Annotated in this window: 11 protein-coding genes; 7 read left to right on the forward strand and 4 right to left on the reverse strand. The window is 58.6% G+C overall.

Going from position 1 to position 16,966, the window contains the following annotated elements:
* Positions 1–35: 35 nt before the first annotated feature.
* From CYB_RS01365 to CYB_RS01375, 3 genes are all read left to right on the forward strand, one after another.
* Positions 36–1,478 carry a hypothetical protein gene (locus CYB_RS01365; protein ID WP_238376849.1) on the forward strand — a complete coding sequence of 481 codons (1,443 nt, stop codon included), beginning with the start codon at positions 36–38 and terminating at the stop codon, positions 1,476–1,478.
* A 298-nt stretch (positions 1,479–1,776) separates the two neighbouring features.
* Entirely contained in the window at positions 1,777–3,219 is a 1,443-nt protein-coding gene (gene murD, locus CYB_RS01370; protein WP_011431959.1) for a UDP-N-acetylmuramoyl-L-alanine--D-glutamate ligase, read from the forward strand.
* Entirely contained in the window at positions 3,164–4,288 is a 1,125-nt protein-coding gene (locus CYB_RS01375) for an FtsW/RodA/SpoVE family cell cycle protein (protein WP_238376850.1), read from the forward strand. Before murD ends, CYB_RS01375 begins: the two co-directional genes overlap by 56 nt.
* A 457-nt stretch (positions 4,289–4,745) precedes the next feature.
* Here CYB_RS01375 and CYB_RS01385 read toward each other — a convergent pair whose 3' ends face one another.
* On the reverse strand, positions 4,746–5,357 hold the full coding sequence (locus tag CYB_RS01385) for a hypothetical protein (protein ID WP_011431963.1): 612 nt from the start codon (positions 5,355–5,357) through the stop codon (positions 4,746–4,748).
* Positions 5,358–5,688: 331 nt separating this feature from the next.
* Between CYB_RS01385 and CYB_RS01390 the strand changes: the two genes are divergently transcribed.
* On the forward strand, positions 5,689–5,868 hold the full coding sequence (locus CYB_RS01390; protein WP_011431964.1) for a hypothetical protein: 180 nt from the start codon (positions 5,689–5,691) through the stop codon (positions 5,866–5,868).
* 191 nt (positions 5,869–6,059) lie between these two features.
* Here the strand turns inward: CYB_RS01390 and CYB_RS01395 are convergent, their stop codons facing one another.
* Positions 6,060–7,646, reverse strand: coding sequence for an NAD(P)H-quinone oxidoreductase subunit 4 (locus CYB_RS01395; RefSeq protein ID WP_011431965.1), 1,587 nt, complete (start codon positions 7,644–7,646; stop codon positions 6,060–6,062).
* Positions 7,647–7,899: 253 nt separating this feature from the next.
* Positions 7,900–8,901, reverse strand: coding sequence for a pyruvate dehydrogenase (acetyl-transferring) E1 component subunit alpha (gene pdhA, locus CYB_RS01400; RefSeq protein ID WP_011431966.1), 1,002 nt, complete (start codon positions 8,899–8,901; stop codon positions 7,900–7,902).
* 326 nt (positions 8,902–9,227) lie between these two features.
* On the opposite strand from pdhA, the gene CYB_RS01405 reads away from it, so the two are divergent.
* The 3 genes from CYB_RS01405 to CYB_RS01420 all read left to right on the forward strand — a co-directional run bounded on the left by CYB_RS01405 (position 9,228) and on the right by CYB_RS01420 (position 14,172).
* Complete coding sequence (locus CYB_RS01405) at positions 9,228–10,040, forward strand: phosphatidate cytidylyltransferase (protein WP_011431967.1); 813 nt, start codon at positions 9,228–9,230, stop codon at positions 10,038–10,040.
* A gap of 823 nt (positions 10,041–10,863) precedes the next feature.
* A complete protein-coding gene (locus CYB_RS01415) occupies positions 10,864–13,602 on the forward strand; it encodes a valine--tRNA ligase (RefSeq protein ID WP_011431968.1) in 2,739 nt (912 codons plus the stop codon).
* Between the two features lie 246 nt (positions 13,603–13,848).
* Positions 13,849–14,172 carry an RNA recognition motif domain-containing protein gene (locus CYB_RS01420; protein WP_011431969.1) on the forward strand — a complete coding sequence of 108 codons (324 nt, stop codon included), beginning with the start codon at positions 13,849–13,851 and terminating at the stop codon, positions 14,170–14,172.
* Positions 14,173–14,369: 197 nt separating this feature from the next.
* Here CYB_RS01420 and cobN read toward each other — a convergent pair whose 3' ends face one another.
* A complete protein-coding gene (gene cobN, locus CYB_RS01430; protein WP_011431971.1) occupies positions 14,370–16,586 on the reverse strand; it encodes a cobaltochelatase subunit CobN in 2,217 nt (738 codons plus the stop codon).
* Positions 16,587–16,966 lie beyond the last annotated feature (380 nt).

A 16,966-nucleotide genomic window follows, 5' to 3' on the forward strand; every position in this document is an offset into this window, starting at 1 on the left:
TAATGCCGGTAATCCCCTTGAAGCGGATTCTGTCCATGTCTGAACCCCTGAATCCCCCTTTCCATTCCGAGCCCCAAAACGCCTCGCCCAGCTCAAAGGTTGCCTCAGATGCCGTCAATGGCGCTGCTGAGGGCCTGAACTGGGAGGAGCTGTGGCGGCAGCTGGAAGCGGGCTGGCAGGATCTACCCCGTCGCTCCGAAGAGACGGTGCAACAGACCCTGGCTCGCCTGCAACTGGAGTGGGGCGGGCTGTGCCGAGAGGCGCGGGATCGGCTGCAAAGCGCTCTGGAACAGTCGAGAACGGCGGGATCCCCAGAGCCCGTCCACCGAGAGCTGCAAGCGCTCTTGCCCCTGCTCAACCCCTGCCAATGGGAAGTGGTCATCGGCTCTTTGCGGCGGGCTGCAGATCGAGCTTGGGTGGCCAGCTTGCTGTATCACGGCTTGCAGGAAGCGGCCTATCCAGAGGCGGAAAGCCACGGGATCCCTTCTTGGGCTCGGACGCTGACCTCTGACCAACGCTCTGCTCTGGAGGCGATGAGTGCCCGTGCCTATGGCAACAGCCGCCTGCCTTTGGTGATGGACAAAAGCGGCCAGATTCAAGTAAAGGCCTCAGCCGCCTTGTTGGCCGCCTTGATCGCCATCGAGATCGGCAGTGTGGGTTCGGCAGGTGCCTTGTCCTTGCTGGGCACACCGGAGCTGCGCAAGCTCTTGAATGCCGAGGGCAAGCTGCGGCGAACTGGCTTAAAACAGGGACGAACTGCCCTCACAGAAGAAGAATGGCAAACGCTGCGCCGTTGGCTGGATCCCAAGGGATCCCCCCCCGACTGGTATCTCAATCTGACCCAAGTGGGGATCCAGACCACCCAAGTGGGGGACTATGCGGCACGGCGGCTGCGGGAGTTTTTCCAGAGTGAGTGGATTAAGCTCGTGATCCCCCCCTTGTATCACCTGGTCATCGATGCAGTGCGGCTACTGACGGGAGAAGTGTTTCTCAGCGTGGGCACCACCCTGGAATCGGCTTTGGAATCGGCAGAGGCAGGGCGGCGACTGGAGTTGGTGCTGCAAGCCTTGCCCCAAGCGCGGAACATTCCCAGACCCAACCAGATCCAGGCTGCCATCCCTGCTGTGGTGGAAGCTGCCGAGAAACTCCTCAGACCTCTGCTGGCCCGCCAGTTGATGACCGTGGCGGACATCTTCGATCCGCCCATTCGCAACGAGAGCCTAAATGAATTGGGGCGGCAGCTCAACCTCTGGAACCCCTTCCAGTTTTTGCTCACCTGGAGCACGGCCGGCTGGCTGGAGGCCCTTCTGGATCAGATCAGCGAGTTGCAGCAGACCTACCCAGAAATGCCCCTGTGGGAGAGCTATCGCCAGGGCCTTGAAACGGCAGTGCAAGCTCCACGGGTGATGGATCAGGCGGAGGCTCTGCGTCTAACGGCCAAGAGTCTGGATCCCAAGTTGGATCCCTTGGAAGATTGAGTAGATGATGCATAGGGAAGAAAATTTCCTACAGCATCCACAAAGTGAGGCTGGCAGGCTAGGTGGAATCTTTTCTACGCCAAAGACAAATCTGCACGGGTTGTAGAGGGTGGCCGGCGGACTGGTTTCCAACCTATTCCCAAGTTAGCCATCCAGGCGGCTAGGAAAACTCCATCCACGCCACCAACTGGCCACCCCCGTAAGCAAGGGGAGTGTCGAACAAAAACATGCGGGTCAAGGACGTGACCGGTAAGATCCAAGCAGGGATCCCCAAATAAAGAAAGAAGTAGAAACCAACGTGCAACATCAAGTTTTGGGGTTAGGCATTGCGGGGCTGGCGGCAGCGCGGCTGTTGCGGGCCCAGGGCTATGAAGTGCTGGTTTGGGATGAGCAAGATTCCCCTCTTCTCAGACAGCGGCAGGCTGAGCTCAATCAAGAAGGGATCCCGGTTCGGCTGGGGCAGCCTTTTCAACTGGCCGAAGGGGTGAAGCAGGTGGTGGTCAGTCCAGGCATTGCTTGGGATCACCCGCTGCTGCAGGCGGTGCGTCAACAGGGAATCCCGGTGGTGGGGGAGGCGGAGCTGGCCTGGATCTATCTTGACCACCTACCCTGGGTGGGGATCACCGGCACCAACGGCAAAAGCACCACCACAGCTCTGGTGGCGGAGATGTTCAAGGCGGCGGGGCTGCAAGGGATCCCCTGCGGCAACATCGGCCTGCCCCTGTCGCAGGTGGCTTTGGCAACGCTCCAGGGAAAGCTCAAGCCGGACTGGATCGTGGCGGAGCTGAGCAGCTACCAGTTGGAGGCCAGTAGCCGCCTCATGAGCAGCACTCCTGGAGGGCCGCCGCGCATTGGGGTGTGGACCACCTTCACTCCCGATCACCTAGAACGGCATGGGACGCTGGAGCGCTATGCCAGCTTTAAGGCTCGCCTTTTGGATCGGGCCCAGTGGCGGGTGCTCAACGGCGAGGATCCCTACCTGTGCCGCCGCCGGCAGGATTGGGAAAAGACCTATTGGATCTCCCTTGCTGCCCCGCAACTCTGTTGCGATCAGGATCCCACCGCAACCCTTGACCTGCGGGAAAACCGCCTCTACATCCAGGGGGAGATGGTGGCGGAGCTGGAGGACTTTGCAGAACGCTGCCCTGGCCAACACAACCTGCAAAACCTGCTCTTGGCGGCAGCAGCAGCACGTCTAGCTGGGCTCCCCAACGTTGCCATTCAAAAAGCCATCCGATCTTTTGCCGGCATGCCCCATCGGCTGGAGCGGGTGGCGCAAATCCAGGTGGGAGCCACCCCCATCCGCTTTGTCAACGACAGCAAGGCCACCAACTACGAAGCCGGCTGGGTGGCACTCAACGCCCTCTCCCCACCCATTATTCTGATTGCCGGAGGAAGGGCTAAGCAGGGGGATCCCGGCGCCTGGTTGCGGTTGATTCGGGCCAAGGTGGCCCGCGTGTTGCTGATGGGGGAGTCTGCCCCAGTGCTGGCAGAGGCCCTCCAGGGGATCCACTATACTGACGTTGAGCTCGTGCCAACCCTAGATGTAGCGGTGGAAAGAGCCTTTGCAGCGGCTTGTTCCCTTTCCCGTCAAGCTCAGAGGTTGGGGAAGCCCGCTCAGCCCATCACCGTTTTGCTGTCTCCCGCCTGTGCCAGTTTTGACCAGTACTCCAGCTTTGAACACCGTGGCAACCATTTCCGAGCCTGCTGCCAAGCCCTTCAGGGATCCCTGGAATGCTGAGGCTCGCTGGCTGCGCTGGCTCACCTTGATCTGGCTGGTGCTGGGGCTGATGATGCTGTTTTCCGCTTCCTACCCGGTGGCTCAGCGGATCACTGGCGATGGCCTCTACTTTTTCAAGCGCCAATTGCTCTGGGCCGGGCTGGGTCTGGGCTGTTTCTGGGCTCTGGTGCAGATCCCGCTGCGGCGCTGGTTCCCCTGGGCCGGGATCCTCTGCTTGCTGGGAGTTGGCTTGGTGTGGGCCACCCAGGTGCCGGGATTGGGGGTTTCCCGCCTGGAGGCCAGCCGCTGGCTGGATTTGAAGGTGATCCCTGTTATCCAGCCCTCGGAATTGCTCAAGCCCCTGTTGGTCTTGCAGGGATCCTGGGTTTTTGGCCGCTGGTTTCACCATCCCCTCTGGTTCCGCGTCCTCTGGGCGGGCATCTTCGCCTTTGCGCTCTTGGGGATCCTCGCCCAGCCCAACCTGGGCACCACGGCCATCTGCGGCCTCACCCTCTGGGTCATGGCTTGGACCGCCGGGATCCCAGCTTTCACCCTTTTGGCCACAGCGGGGCTGGGGATTCTGGCGGCTGTGGTGAGCATTCTCAGCAAAGATTACCAACGGCGGCGCATCTTGGCTTTTTTGGATCCCTGGGGCAATGCCCAAGGGGATGGCTACCAGCTGGTGCAAAGTCTGTTGGCCATTGGCTCTGGCGGCCTGTGGGGCAAGGGATATGGCCTCTCCCAGCAAAAGCTGTTCTACCTGCCCATCCAATACACCGACTTTATCTTCTCGGTGTACGCAGAGGAGTTTGGCTTGGCCGGATCCCTGTTCTTTCTGGGGTTGCTGACCTTCTACACTCTGCTGGGCTGGCGGGTGATGGGGCGCTGTCGGGAGTTGACCATTCGCTTAGTAGCCTGCGGCTGCCTGATGTTTCTGGTGGGGCAGTCGCTGATGAACATCGGCGTGGTCACTGGGATTTTGCCCACCACAGGTGTGCCCCTGCCTTTGTTCAGTCATGGCGGCAGCTCTATTCTGGCAGGGCTGATCACAGCAGGATTGTTGGTGCGGGCAGCCCGCGAAGCAGGGTAAAGTAAGGCTGCATGTTGCCAACCCAGCAAAGGGATCCTTTCACGCAAGCAGCAAACCCAGAGGGCCAGGGATCCCTATTGGATTGGTTAGTCTCTGCTTTAGAGCGGCTTCTTATGCAGCAAAACCAAAGCTGAAGTTGAAACCGAGCCTAGATCCAGCCCATTTCATCCAAAACGAGGGTAAACACCGTCGCGCAACAGGCCACCAACAGCGACACATAAGCCGGCTGACCGTGGGCAATGCAAACACCGGCTGCCACCGAAGCGCCCGCAGCTGCAGAAAAGGTACGACCTGCCCAATTGCCTTTGGAGGGTTTGTCAGAAGGATTGAATTTGTTAAACATTTTTACAGCAGAAAGAGGATTCAAAGGGAATCAATTCCATAGGAAACGGCCTCAGGTTATCACCCCCCGACTCGATTCCAGAGGGATCCAAGGCCATTCTCAATATTTCTTCGCTTAGGCTTCAATCTTTCGTAAAATTGCGCTGAGATGCTCATAATCATCCCGCAACAGAGAGCTCAACTGCCGACCTGCCTGTAAAAGCCAGTTGCGATCTCGGTTCAGGATTCGGTAAGTCTGGCGGATCACGGCAGCCACCAGCTCATCGGTTGGGATCCCGTTGACCCGTAGCAGGGTGCGCAAAAACTCGAAAGAGCGGCAGAACTCCCTTACTTCCGTATCGGAGCAGAGATAAACCGGCTGGTGAATCTGGGGAGGGCGTGGCGGCAAGTACTGATAGACCCGTCCCCCGCTGACAAAGCCGACAATGGCCGCGCGAAAATCGGTGCGCAACATGGCAAAAATCTGGGGCTGTTGCTCCCGCAGCTCCTGAGGGGAGAGGCCCAAAGCCCTGGCGCGATGGACGGTGTCGATGGGGGCGATGGCGGCATAGCAAACCACGCCATAGATCAGGTTGCCGGTCTCTTCGTCTTGGGAGCGCGTCCAACTGCCGAGAGCAGGCATGGGCGGGAAGGTCAGGCGTTCCGGCTCGAAGCACTGGGCCACAAAGGTTGTGGTGTCGGCCTCCACCACTTCTCCAAAAGCAGAGGCAGGCTGGGGGGCTCTCATCGGGATCTCAGACTTCTCAAGGGTTGCTGCTGCAAAGGCCGACGGAGGGAGACAGAGGAGTCAGGAGAAAATGGAATTTTTCCAGGTTTTAAGACTTGTGAAGATAGGGGCATCCCCTTGCCCAACATTTTGCCCCTTTTGCAACGTTTTGTCCGATCCCCGAACGGCAAATCGGCAACTCAACAGCCTATGAGATCCTCATTGCTAAGAAAGTTAGCCGATTTTGGGGATCCCTGCGTAATATATTTTTTCACACGCTCCCGTGCAAATTCGCCATCCTAAATATTAGCCATTCTAAGTATTGAGCAGTTGGCGAGCGGAGGGAGAAACAATGAATGCTCAGCAACGCGGCCAAATCATCGCTTCTGAGTGGATGATCGACAGCCAAAACCCAGTACACTCCATTTCTCGGCTCAAGCGTCGGGCGACCTACTCCGATGTAACCCTCTGGTGGTTGGTGGTGCAACTCAACCTGATGGAACAAAACTCTATCCACACCGATCACCGATAGGATGGACGGCACAAGAACAATCGGCTGCACGAAAATCCCAGCCCAGGAACATCCCGGATCCTAAATCCAATCTTAAAACTTAAAAAAAACAAAAGAAGAGCTGAAAGTTGAGTCGGGTTGCACCTCGAACACCAGCTCTTCTGGACAGAGTAAGGAATAGAGATAAAGAAGAACCGAGTCTCGACCCCCCTTTAATCCTCCAGAGGCAAAGCCGCCACCTGAGCCGATTGCACTGGCGAGGGGAAGAAAGGCCGCTGCACGATTTCAGTTGCCAACACACTGCGCAACTGGGCAGCTACCGCCACCGTCGTGACATCGTAGGTTTGGGTAGCCAGGCGCGGGTAGAAGCCAATGCCGAGAATCGGCAACAGCAGACAGAGGGCCACCGCCATTTCCCGCGGACGCACATCCCCCAGGTAGTCTTCCAAAACCAAGCCGGGATCCTGAGCCCCGTAGAACACCTGACGCAGCATGGAGAGCAAGTAAATGGGCGTCAAAATGATACCCACTGCCGCCAGCAGGGCAATTCCAGCTTTGAAGGTCGGCGCATAGGCATCGCTGGTGGTCAAGCCCAAGAACACCGTCAGCTCACCCACAAATCCGCTCATCCCCGGCAGCGCCAGAGAGGCCAGGGATCCCGCTGTAAACAGGGCAAAAGCCTTCGGCATCTGCTTGGCCAACCCTCCCAACTTGTCGAGGGCAAGGGTGTGGGTGCGCTCGTAGGTGATCCCCGTCAGGAAGAACAGAACCGCGGCAATCAGACCGTGGGAGATCATCTGCAGCACTGCCCCATTGATGCCCAGCTCCGTGAAGGCGGAGATCCCGATCAACACAAAGCCCATGTGGGCAATGGACGAATAGGCCAAGCGCCGCTTGAGATGGTTCTGACCAAAGGCCGCCAACGCCCCGTAAATGATGTTCACCACACCCAACACCGCCAGCACAGGGGCGAAGTACACGTGGGCTTCCGACAACATGCCCACATTCATGCGGATCAGGCCATAGCCCCCCATCTTGAGCAGAACTCCCGCCAAGATCATGGAAATGGGAGCAGAGGCTTCGCTGTGGGCATCCGGCAGCCAGGTGTGCAGCGGGAAAATCGGCAGCTTCACCCCAAAGGCAATCAGCAAAGCCGCATAGGCCAACAGCTCCAAGGCCAGTGGGTAAGACTTAGCGCTCAGCTCTGCCATCTCCAGGCTGAAGCCCTCGCCGTAGAAGGCCATCGCCAGGGATCCCACCAAGATAAAAATGGAGGCGGCGGCGGTGTAGAGGATGAACTTGGTGGCGGCGTACTGGCGCTTCGGCCCACCCCAAATGGAGATGAGCAGATAGACCGGCACCAGCTCAATCTCCCACATCAGGAAGAATAGAAGCATGTCCTGCGCCAGAAATACGCCCACCTGGGCGCCGTACATCAGCAGCAGCAGGAAGAAAAACAAACGCGGCTTGTGGGAGAGATTCCAAGCCGCCACAATCGACAGGGTTGTGATCAAACCGGACAGCAATACCAGCGGCAAGGACAGGCCGTCCACCGCCAGCGACCAGTGGAATCCAATTTGGGGCACCCAGGCGTAGCGCTCCGCCAGTTGCAGAGAAAAGTCCTGCAGGTCATAGTGCCGCGCAAAGACATAGGCCATCAGGCCCAAATCAAAAGCCCCCACAGCGAGGGCATACCAACGCACCCAACGGCTCTGGGGGATCAAGGGGATCCCAAAGGCTGCCAGCAGAGGCAAGAGCACCAGCACCGACAGCCAGGGAAACTCAAGAGGATTGCTCATGACCGGGAATAAATACTCATGCTCGATACCTCAATGATATGAAGCTGTGTAAACAAATGGGAAGCGATATTTACAAAAAAATCTGCGCAATAGCGCAGATCTCGAGAAAGTTTCTCTGATGCCGATCCTCGAGGATCCTCAAGGGATCCGGCGCGATAGCGCTCCGCCAGGTGGATGGGCCACCCGAGTTGGCCAGGGATCCTCCGGCCAAGCAAGATCTCGGCTCCTGAACTCCCCCGGTACCTGGGGGGGTCTACTCGTCTTCGGCAAAGACAAAACGGTGCAGCTCGTCCAGGGTTGGCTCTGGGCTTTCCAGAGCAAAAAGAACCGCGTCCTCAATCACGGCGCTGACCTCCGCGTGGATGGCTTGGAAGTCTGCCTCGGTCATTAGGTTGTGCTCCAGGGCATAGCGTTCCAGTTGCTTGATGGGATCCCGCTGCCGCCAGAACTCTTTTTCCTCAGGACTGCGCAGCTCGTCAGGGTCGGCCAGAGAATGGCCCCGGAAACGATAGGTGATGCACTCCAGCAAGGTGGGGCCTTCTCCGGCACGGGCGCGGGCGATGGCCTGTTGGGCGGCCTCTCGCACTGCTAGCACATCCATCCCATCCACCTGGTAGCCGGGCATGCCAAAAGCCGGGCCTTTGCGGTAAATATCGGTGTCGGAAGTGGCGCGTTCATGGGCCATGCCAATAGCCCAGAAGTTATTTTCCACCACATAGATGATGGGCAACTTCCAGAGGGCAGCCATGTTGAGGCACTCGTAAAACTGGCCGTTGTTGCAGGCTCCATCCCCGAAGAAGCAGGCGGTTACCTGGTCGGTGCCCCGATATTTGGCAGAAAAAGCAGCCCCCGTCGCCACTGGGATCCCTTCGGCCACAAAGGCATAGCCCCCCAAGAAATTGTGCTCCGCCGAGAAGAGGTGCATGGAACCACCCCGACCCTTGCTGCAGCCGGTGGCCTTGCCGAACAACTCTGCCATGACCGCCCGCGGCGGGATCCCGGTGCTGAGGGCATGCACATGATCGCGGTAGGTGCTGCACACGTAGTCGGTGGGCTTGAGCGCCTTGATCACCCCCGTAGAGACGGCCTCTTGGCCGTTGTACAGATGCACAAAGCCGAACATCTTGCCCTTGTAGTACATTTCGGCGCACTTGTCTTCAAACAGGCGGCCCAGCACCATGTCTTCATAAAGAAGACGAGCCTCTTCGGCAGAAATGCGAGCAGTTGTGGAGCGCGAAGTAAGTTCTTGAACCATGCTGCGGTGCAACGAATCAGAGGTATCTTAGGCGGTCAGCAGTGAGCTTTGCGGTTTGCCCATTATCTCATGCTCCAGTCTGTCTGCCACCTTACCTGGAAATCCCATCCTGCAGGGCCGAAAGCGGTTGTTTCGAGGCCAAGGGAGTTAAACTGAAAGGCTAGGGCAAGAGGCGTTTCCATTGCAGCAGCCGCATCAGGACTCCGTCCCGCAAACGCGAATCTTGAACACCAGAGGGGGGGTTTCTTCTGCTCTCGGCTTGGACGTCGATCTGCTGGAGCCGGGGGCAAGAGGTATTTGGCCAGCCAACGTGACGGGGTGCGCCCATGGGAGCCCGTTGGGTTAGCGGTTTTGCGGCGGTGTTGTTTGCGTTGGCGGTCACCCTGCTAGGGGGCTGGTATTTTACTGCAGCCATTGGGCTGATCATTTTTTTGGCCCAGTTGGAGTTTTTTCGCTTGGTGCAAGCCAAAGGCAATGCGCCGGCCATGCGCACCACCATGTTTTCCAGCCAGGTGCTGGTGATTTTGCAGCAGGTGAGGCCGGAGTGGACCAGCCCTGCCTTTATCGTGGCGGGATCCATCATCTGTTTTTATTTGCTCTTTAAGCCCAAGGTGGCCACCATTGCCGATATTGCCACCTCGATTTTGGGGTTGTTCTACTGTGCGTTGCTGCCCAGCTTCTGGATTCGGGTCAGGGCCTTGTCTTTTGCGCAAGGGCTGGGCGAAGGGCTATGGATTACGCTGCTGGCCATTGGCTGCGTGATCGCTGCCGATGTGGGGGCCTACCTGTGTGGTCGGGCCTTTGGGCGCACCAAGCTCTCCATCCTCAGCCCGAAAAAGACGGTGGAAGGGGCAGTAGCCGGCATTGCCGCCAGCATGACCCTTGCGGTGGTTGGAGCCTATTACCTGGGCTGGCCGTGGAGCTGGTTGAGTGGGGGCATTCTGGGGTTTTTGATTGGGTTAACCAGCCTGCTGGGAGATCTCACAGAATCTCTGATGAAACGGGATGCCGGCGTCAAAGATTCCGGGGATCTGATCCCGGGCCACGGCGGCATTTTGGATCGGGGGGATAGCTACGTATTCACCGGGCCGCTGGTGTTTTATTTTATGGAATGGCTCAACGCTTACTCTGGGCTGTAGAGCCAGCTTGCAAGTTTGCCAAACCCAGGAGCGCCCACTAGCCGAAGGTGCGGAAGGCCCTCAATTCAAAATTGCCTGGCATTCGGGCCGCTCCAAAAACACTTCTGGCAAAATGGAATCCCCGAAGTGCCCTGGAGGTGCACTCACTATGGCAAACCCCTTCAGATCCAACTCGGTTTCGTCGTAAACCACCAGTTGCCTGAAACTGGCAACAGGATCCCCAGGATCCCCCTCCACCTCGAGAATGCGGGCCTTCTGCTGGATAATCTGGGGGGTTTCTACTTCTAGTTCAGAAGGGGTTGAGGGGCTATCTAGGCCAAAGATGAACTCTCCACTTCGACCGACGAGAATTGCCTCCAGGCTACCGGGCTTTCCTGCACCTACAAAGCAAAAAAAGTAGTCAGAGTGCGGGGTAAAATACAGGCCTATCAGGGGTAGTGGAGGCGGCCAGGATTGTTCATCCGGATGAAGGCGAGCACTGAAGCAAGCTTCATAACCTGCCAGAGAGCCTGGTTCAAAAGGCTCCCCACGACAAAGTAGGATGTCTCTCTCTGATCTCTTCCAGTCCTGTTGCGCGAGGGCAGGGATCCCAGGGGATAGAGCCATCAGAGCCATCAGGACCGTTGCCGTCAATGATCTGGACATAACGCCGTACCCAAAGCTGAGGATGGTAGTACCCTAGCTCGAAATCCCTCTCTAGCCGTGTGATTAGGGTCAAGACCGATGGGCCACTCTACCCCGAAGGGCAAAGGGTTGAACTGCTACTCTATAAAGTGATTCATCAAAGTGATTCATCCTTCTCAGCCGTTGGCCTATCCTCCCTATGACTGCTGCAATTTCCTCTGTCAACCTGCCCAGCCAGTACAACCCCTTCGAGACCGAGCCGAAGTGGCAGCGCTTTTGGGAAGAGAAGGGCTTTTATGTGGCGGATCCCAAGGCGCCGGGAGAGGCCTTTAGCATGGTGCTGCCCCCGCCCAATGTGACGGGCAACCTGCACATGGGCCATGCTTTTGCCTTTACCCTGCCGGATGTGGTGACGCGCTACAAGCGCATGCGCGGCTACAACGTGCTCTGGCTGCCCGGCACAGACCATGCCAGCATCGCCGTGCACACCATCCTGGAAAACCAACTGCGCCAAGAGGGCAAGACCCGCTTCGATCTGGGCCGCGAGGCTTTTCTGGAGCGAGCTTGGGCTTGGAAGGAGCAGTCGCAGGGAGCCATCAAGAGCCAGTTGCGGCGGCTGGGCCTATCCCTAGACTGGACGCGGGATCGCTTTACCCTCGACGAGGGGCTGAGCCGGGCGGTAACCGAGGCGTTTGTGCGGCTGTACGAGGCGGGGCTAATTTACCGGGGGGAATATCTGGTGAACTGGTGCCCGGCCACCCAGTCGGCGGTGTCAGACATTGAGCTAGACGACAAAGAGGTCAAGGGCCATTTGTGGCATTTTCGTTATCCCTTGGCCGAGGATCCCAGCCAGTATCTGGTGGTGGCCACCACTCGGCCCGAGACCATGCTGGGGGATACGGCGGTGGCGGTGAACCCCCAAGACGAGCGCTATTGCCATCTCATCGGCCAGTTCATTCGCCTGCCCATTAAAAATCGCCTCATCCCCATCATTGCGGATGAGTATGTGGATCCCTCCTTTGGCTCCGGGTGTGTGAAAATTACCCCGGCCCACGACCCCAACGACTTTGAAATCGGCAAACGGCACCAATTGCCCTTCATCAACATCCTCAATAAAGACGGCACCCTCAACGAAAACGGGGATCCTTTCACCGGCCTAGATCGCTTTGTGGCCCGAGAAAAGGTGGTGCAGTGGTTTGCCGAACATGGCCTGCTGGAGAAGGTGGAGGACTACACCCACACCGTTCCCCACAGCGACCGCGGCGGCGTGCCCATCGAGCCTTTGCTTTCCATTCAGTGGTTTTGCGATGTCTCGGGGATGGGGGCTCGCTGTTTGGAAGAGGAATACCAACGAAATAGCCCCCGCTTTATCCCTGAGCGCTGGACCAAAGTCTACACGGGCTGGCTGGAAAAGCTGCGCCCCTGGTGCATTTCTCGGCAGTTGTGGTGGGGCCATCAGATCCCAGCTTGGTATCCAGTCCTCAATGGCCAGCTTCTCGAGGATCCCCAAGCTTTTGTGGTGGCCCGCAACGGCGAGGAAGCGTTGCTCAAGGCACGGGAAAAGTTTGGCCCAGAAGTTGAGCGGGTGGAACAGGATCCCGATGTGCTGGATACCTGGTTTAGCTCTGCTCTGTGGCCCTTTTCAACCCTGGGCTGGCCGGAAGAGACCGAGGATTTCAAACGCTACTATCCCAACTCCCTGATGTCCACGGGCTTTGACATCATTTTCTTCTGGGTGGCCCGCATGGCCATGATGGGATCCCAATTTACCGGCCAGATCCCCTTCAAAGATGTGTACATCAATGGCCTGGTGCGGGATGAGCACGGGGCGAAAATGTCCAAAACCAAGGGAAATGGCATCGATCCCCTGGAGCTGCTGGACAAATACGGCACCGACGCCCTGCGCTATGCCCTGGTCAAGGAGGTGGTGGGGGCAGGGCAAGACATCCGCCTGGCCTATGACCGCAAGACCGGCGAGAGCGCCAGCGTAGAGGCCGCCCGCAACTTTGCCAATAAGATCTGGAACGCCTCCCGCTTTGTGTTGATGAACTTGGAGGGGCAAACCCCTGCCCAACTGGGATCCCCTGCCCCCGAAGCGCTGGAGCTGGCCGATCGCTGGATCCTGTCGCGGCTGCACTCCACGGCCACCCAAGTTATCGCCGAGCTGGAAGCCTATGGCCTGGGCGAGGGGGCGCGCCTGCTCTACTCTCTCATTTGGGATGACTTTTGCGACTGGTACATCGAGCTGGTCAAGCCCCGGCTGCGGGGAGAAGACCTGGCTTCCAAACGCGCAGCGCAGAAGGTGCTGGCCACCGTTTTGGAAACCATTCTCAAGCTGCTGCACCCCTGGATGCCCCACATCACCGAGGAGATCTGGCAGCTGCTCACCCAGGCCAACCAAACCACCTCTATCTCCGTGCAGCCCTATCCCACCCCAGATCCCAGTTGGATCGACCCTCAACTGGAGCGGGAGTTTGGCTTGGTGATCCAAACCATTACCAGCCTGCGCAACCTGCGGGCAGAAGCCGGCCTCAAGCCCCATCAGACCATCAGGGCCCTTTTGCTCACTACCGATCCCGCCGAGCAGCGGATCCTGACGGCTGCCCAAGCTTATATCTGGGATCTGGTCAAGGCCGAGGCTTTGGAGATTACGGGATCCCTGGCCACGGAGCCCAAACAGGTGGCGGCTGCAGTGGTGGGCACGGTGCAGGTGCTGATGCCCTTGGCAGGACTGGTGGATGTGGAAGCGCTGCGGGCCAAGCTGCAAAAAGACCTGGCCAAGCTGGAAAAAGAGGCCCAAGGGATCCGCGCTCGCCTAGAGAACCCCAATTTTCTCAACCGGGCCAACCCTGAAGTGGTGCAAGCCAGTCAGGAGCAACTGGCGGAGCTGGAAGCCCAGATGAGGTTACTGGGATCCAGGCTGGAGAAGCTGGGCTGAGGTGGCGTCAGCGCAGGTAGGGCAGCGGAGTGTTTGGGCCGGGCCAGTTGGGGTGTGAAGGCAATGTCCCCAGAATTTCGCGAAATCGAAGTGGTGAACCCCTGCTTCTGTGTTAGGATAGAAGCTGAGATTGTTATCGGTTGTAGTGCTCGTTTCTTCTGGTCTTGACGGATTTTCACGTTTTGTATTGGCAGACGGCTCTCCGAACATCTCACCCTTTGTTACTCTCTCTTTCGGAGATCGTCTATGTCGATTTATGTTGGCAACCTTTCCTTTAAGGTGACAGAAGCGGATTTGACCGCTGTTTTTGCTGAGTACGGTTCTGTCAAGCGGGTGCAAATCCCCACTGACCGCGAGACAGGCCGCATTCGGGGCTTCGGGTTTGTGGAAATGAGCTCTGAAGCAGAGGAGCAAGCTGCCATTGCTGCGCTGGATGGGGCGGAATGGATGGGGCGCGACCTCAAGGTGAACAAAGCTCGTCCCCGGGAAGAACGCCCCACCTCAGGTTTCCGCTCTGGTAACGCGAACAGTGGCGGCGAGCGGCGGCGGAGTTTTCAATCTCGCTATTGAAACGCCTGCTGAGGCTTCCCGGTGCTGGGCAAGGGATTCTCAGTTGAGCTTGTTTTGAAGCGCAGCACCAGGATCCAGCTGTTTCTCTAGCCTGCTTCCATTGTTCCAACAGAGGAGTTGATGAGGGATCCCGATCAACTTACTCTTAAGATTCTTCCTTGCTCCCTGAGAGAGGAAAATAAAACGCTTGGCTTGGGTTACGGCGAGTTCGGGGATCCCTCTGGCCAAGGATCTGTCAGGTCGGCGGTCAAGGGATCCCAGTCCCATCCCCAATCGCGGGCAATGGCCTGAGTAATCCCCAGTTGCCCGTGGCCAGGGTAGCGGGCCAGGGCTACCACCAGATCAACAAGCTGCTCACCGGCAGGGATTCGACCAAAGATGTGCAGCCCATCGCGAATCTGAGATTCTTTTAGCTCGCAGAGATAGCCATCCAGGCGATTCCAATCTTCTTCTTTTTCCAAGTTGAACTGCTGGTCTAGATGCTCGGCTCGAACCAGCTCCTGAATCTGGGCGCGAATCAGGGGACAACGACTGGGATCCAACTGTTGGGCCTGCACGTACTCATCCATCAACCGTTCCAAGTCCGCCAGGGGGCCGTACAGCTCAGCACGAGTAAGGGGCGGGGTGAGGTGGTCGATAATCACTGCCTGGGCTCGCCGCTTGGCCTGGGATCCCTCTCCCGGATCGTTGACAATGAAGGGGTAGAAGTGGGGCAGCGGCCCCAGGGCCATCTCCGGGTAGCAGGTGGCGGAAAGGGCGGATCCCTTGCCGGGCAGCCATTCCAGGTTGCCGTGCTTGCCCACATGCACCACCGCTTGAACGGCGAAGACCTGCCGCAGCCACAGGTAAAAAGCCAGGTACTCGTGGGGGGGCACCAGATCCGGGGCGTGGTAGTTCAAGGACGGATCCCGGTCATAGCCTCGCGGGGGCTGAATGCCTACAAACACCTGCCCTAACTGCAGTCCCACCACGGGAATATCTCGAGAGGGCGGATCCCCCCACTGCCGGACGAGGTCGGTCTGGATGGGCTCAGGCAAGCGGGCAAACCACTCTCGATAAAGGGCAGCAGAAAGCCATTGGCGAGCGGGGCGCAGGGATCCCAGCGGGTCATAGGTTTGGCCCTGGGTGAGCCAGCGGATGAGCTCATCTCCTGTCTGCGGCAGGGGCCCCACCCGGTAGCTGGATTCCGCCAGGACCTTGAGAATCTCCACGCAGCTTGCCGGTGTATCCAACCCTACCCCATTGGCCAGCCGCCCGTCCCGGCTGGGGTAGTTGGCCAAAATCAGAGCCAGACGGCGCTGGTTGGCAGGGGTGCGCCGCAGTTTCACCCAGTTGGCCGCCAAATCGGCTACAAACTCCACCCGATCCGGCACAGCCGCATAGGCCACCACCTCCGTTTGCAAGTGGGGATCCCGCTGTTGAACCGCCTTGAAGGAAACGGCGCGGCTGATGATGCGCCCATCCACCTCCGGCAAAGCCACATTCATGGCCAGATCCCGCGCTCCCAGTCCTCGCGTGGAGTCCTCCCAGCTCTGGCGGGATCCGCTGCTAAGGATTACCTGCAAAACGGGCACATCCAATTCCTGCCACAGGCTTACATCGGGCTGGTGGCTGTCCAACCGCGCCAGCGAAAAACTGGTGGTGTTGAGCAACAGGTCAATCTGGCTGCCAAAGTGATCCCGAATGGCCTGGGGCAAGTCGGGATCTTGAAGGCTGTAGGTGTAAAGGCACAGAGGCTGCAGCCCCCGCTCCACCAAGGCTTTTGCCAATTGATCCACCGGCTCTATGTTCCCCGCCAGAACATGGGCTCGGTAGAGCAAAATCCCCACCTTGGGAGCTTGGGGATCCGTCGGCGAGGCTACGGGAGGTTGGTAGATCCCAAGACGAGGCAACCCTTGTGGATCCGGCGCCGAATATTGGCCCCCTAGGAACTCCCTAGCCAGCAACAGCAGACAGGCAGCCACATTCTCCGCTCCCCCCTCCAGCCAGTACCGCCACACCCGATCCGCCACCGCCAGGGGCACAGTGGAATGGCTCACCAAATCCCAGTCGGGGCGATCGTCCCCAGGAATGACGATCAGGGTGGATCCCTCCTCGGCGGCCACCTGCTTGGCTACCTCCAGGCCATAGCTCCAGTAGGCCCTTCCCCCCAACAGGCGAAGGAGCACCACCTGCGCCCGCCGCAGCACCCTCTCGGCATAGTCATCCAGGCTTAGGGGCTGTTGCAACTGCAACAAATTGGCCGCCCGCACCGCCGGAAAATCGCCGGGCAACAGGCGCAGGGCTGCGCTCAAGGCCGTGAGATCCGTATCGGCTGCCGAAAGGATAACGATGGGAGCGGGATCCTGCTCCAAGAAAATGACGCCGGATTGGGAAGGATCCCATCCCCCTGGCAAAGCAGCTATTCGGTGCATGGCCGCTCTCCCAAGGGAAGGAAGCTCAGGCTTAGCGACTGTACTTGAAGCACAGAAGCACCCCAGCTCCCAGCGCTCAACTGGTCAGGAAGGGCTCCCGTAGTGGTTCCCGCTACCCAAGCATTGCCCTGTCCAAAGTGCTCCGCACCGCTGGCGCGAAAGTGCTCCGCACCGCTGGCGCGATCGACAGCAATAGAGTCAGCCACCTCATTCGCAGGAGTTCCGAACTGGCGAGCCCACTCGATTGAATGCGAACCGTAGGCTCTCAGAAGAATTGAACTGGCAAAAAAAGTTAAAGCACTTGCGAAAACTACCCTGCCCACCCTTTTTTTCATATCCTTCAAGTCCCCCCTTGCCGACTAGGGCAGCACCGCCTAGAG

It is taken from the genome of Synechococcus sp. JA-2-3B'a(2-13), assembly GCF_000013225.1.
Taxonomy (GTDB): Bacteria; Cyanobacteriota; Cyanobacteriia; order Thermostichales; family Thermostichaceae; genus Thermostichus.

Coding starts and splice junctions, on each gene's coding strand:
- CYB_RS01365 (WP_238376849.1), top strand. CDS start 36: ATGTCTGAACCCCTGAATCCCCCTTTCCATTCCGAGCCCCAAAACGCC.
- CYB_RS01385 (WP_011431963.1), bottom strand. CDS start 5,357: ATGAGAGCCCCCCAGCCTGCCTCTGCTTTTGGAGAAGTGGTGGAGGCC.
- CYB_RS01390 (WP_011431964.1), top strand. CDS start 5,689: ATGAATGCTCAGCAACGCGGCCAAATCATCGCTTCTGAGTGGATGATC.
- CYB_RS01395 (WP_011431965.1), bottom strand. CDS start 7,646: ATGAGCAATCCTCTTGAGTTTCCCTGGCTGTCGGTGCTGGTGCTCTTG.
- pdhA (WP_011431966.1), bottom strand. CDS start 8,901: ATGGTTCAAGAACTTACTTCGCGCTCCACAACTGCTCGCATTTCTGCC.
- CYB_RS01405 (WP_011431967.1), top strand. CDS start 9,228: ATGGGAGCCCGTTGGGTTAGCGGTTTTGCGGCGGTGTTGTTTGCGTTG.
- CYB_RS01415 (WP_011431968.1), top strand. CDS start 10,864: ATGACTGCTGCAATTTCCTCTGTCAACCTGCCCAGCCAGTACAACCCC.
- CYB_RS01420 (WP_011431969.1), top strand. CDS start 13,849: ATGTCGATTTATGTTGGCAACCTTTCCTTTAAGGTGACAGAAGCGGAT.
- cobN (WP_011431971.1), bottom strand. CDS start 16,586: ATGCACCGAATAGCTGCTTTGCCAGGGGGATGGGATCCTTCCCAATCC.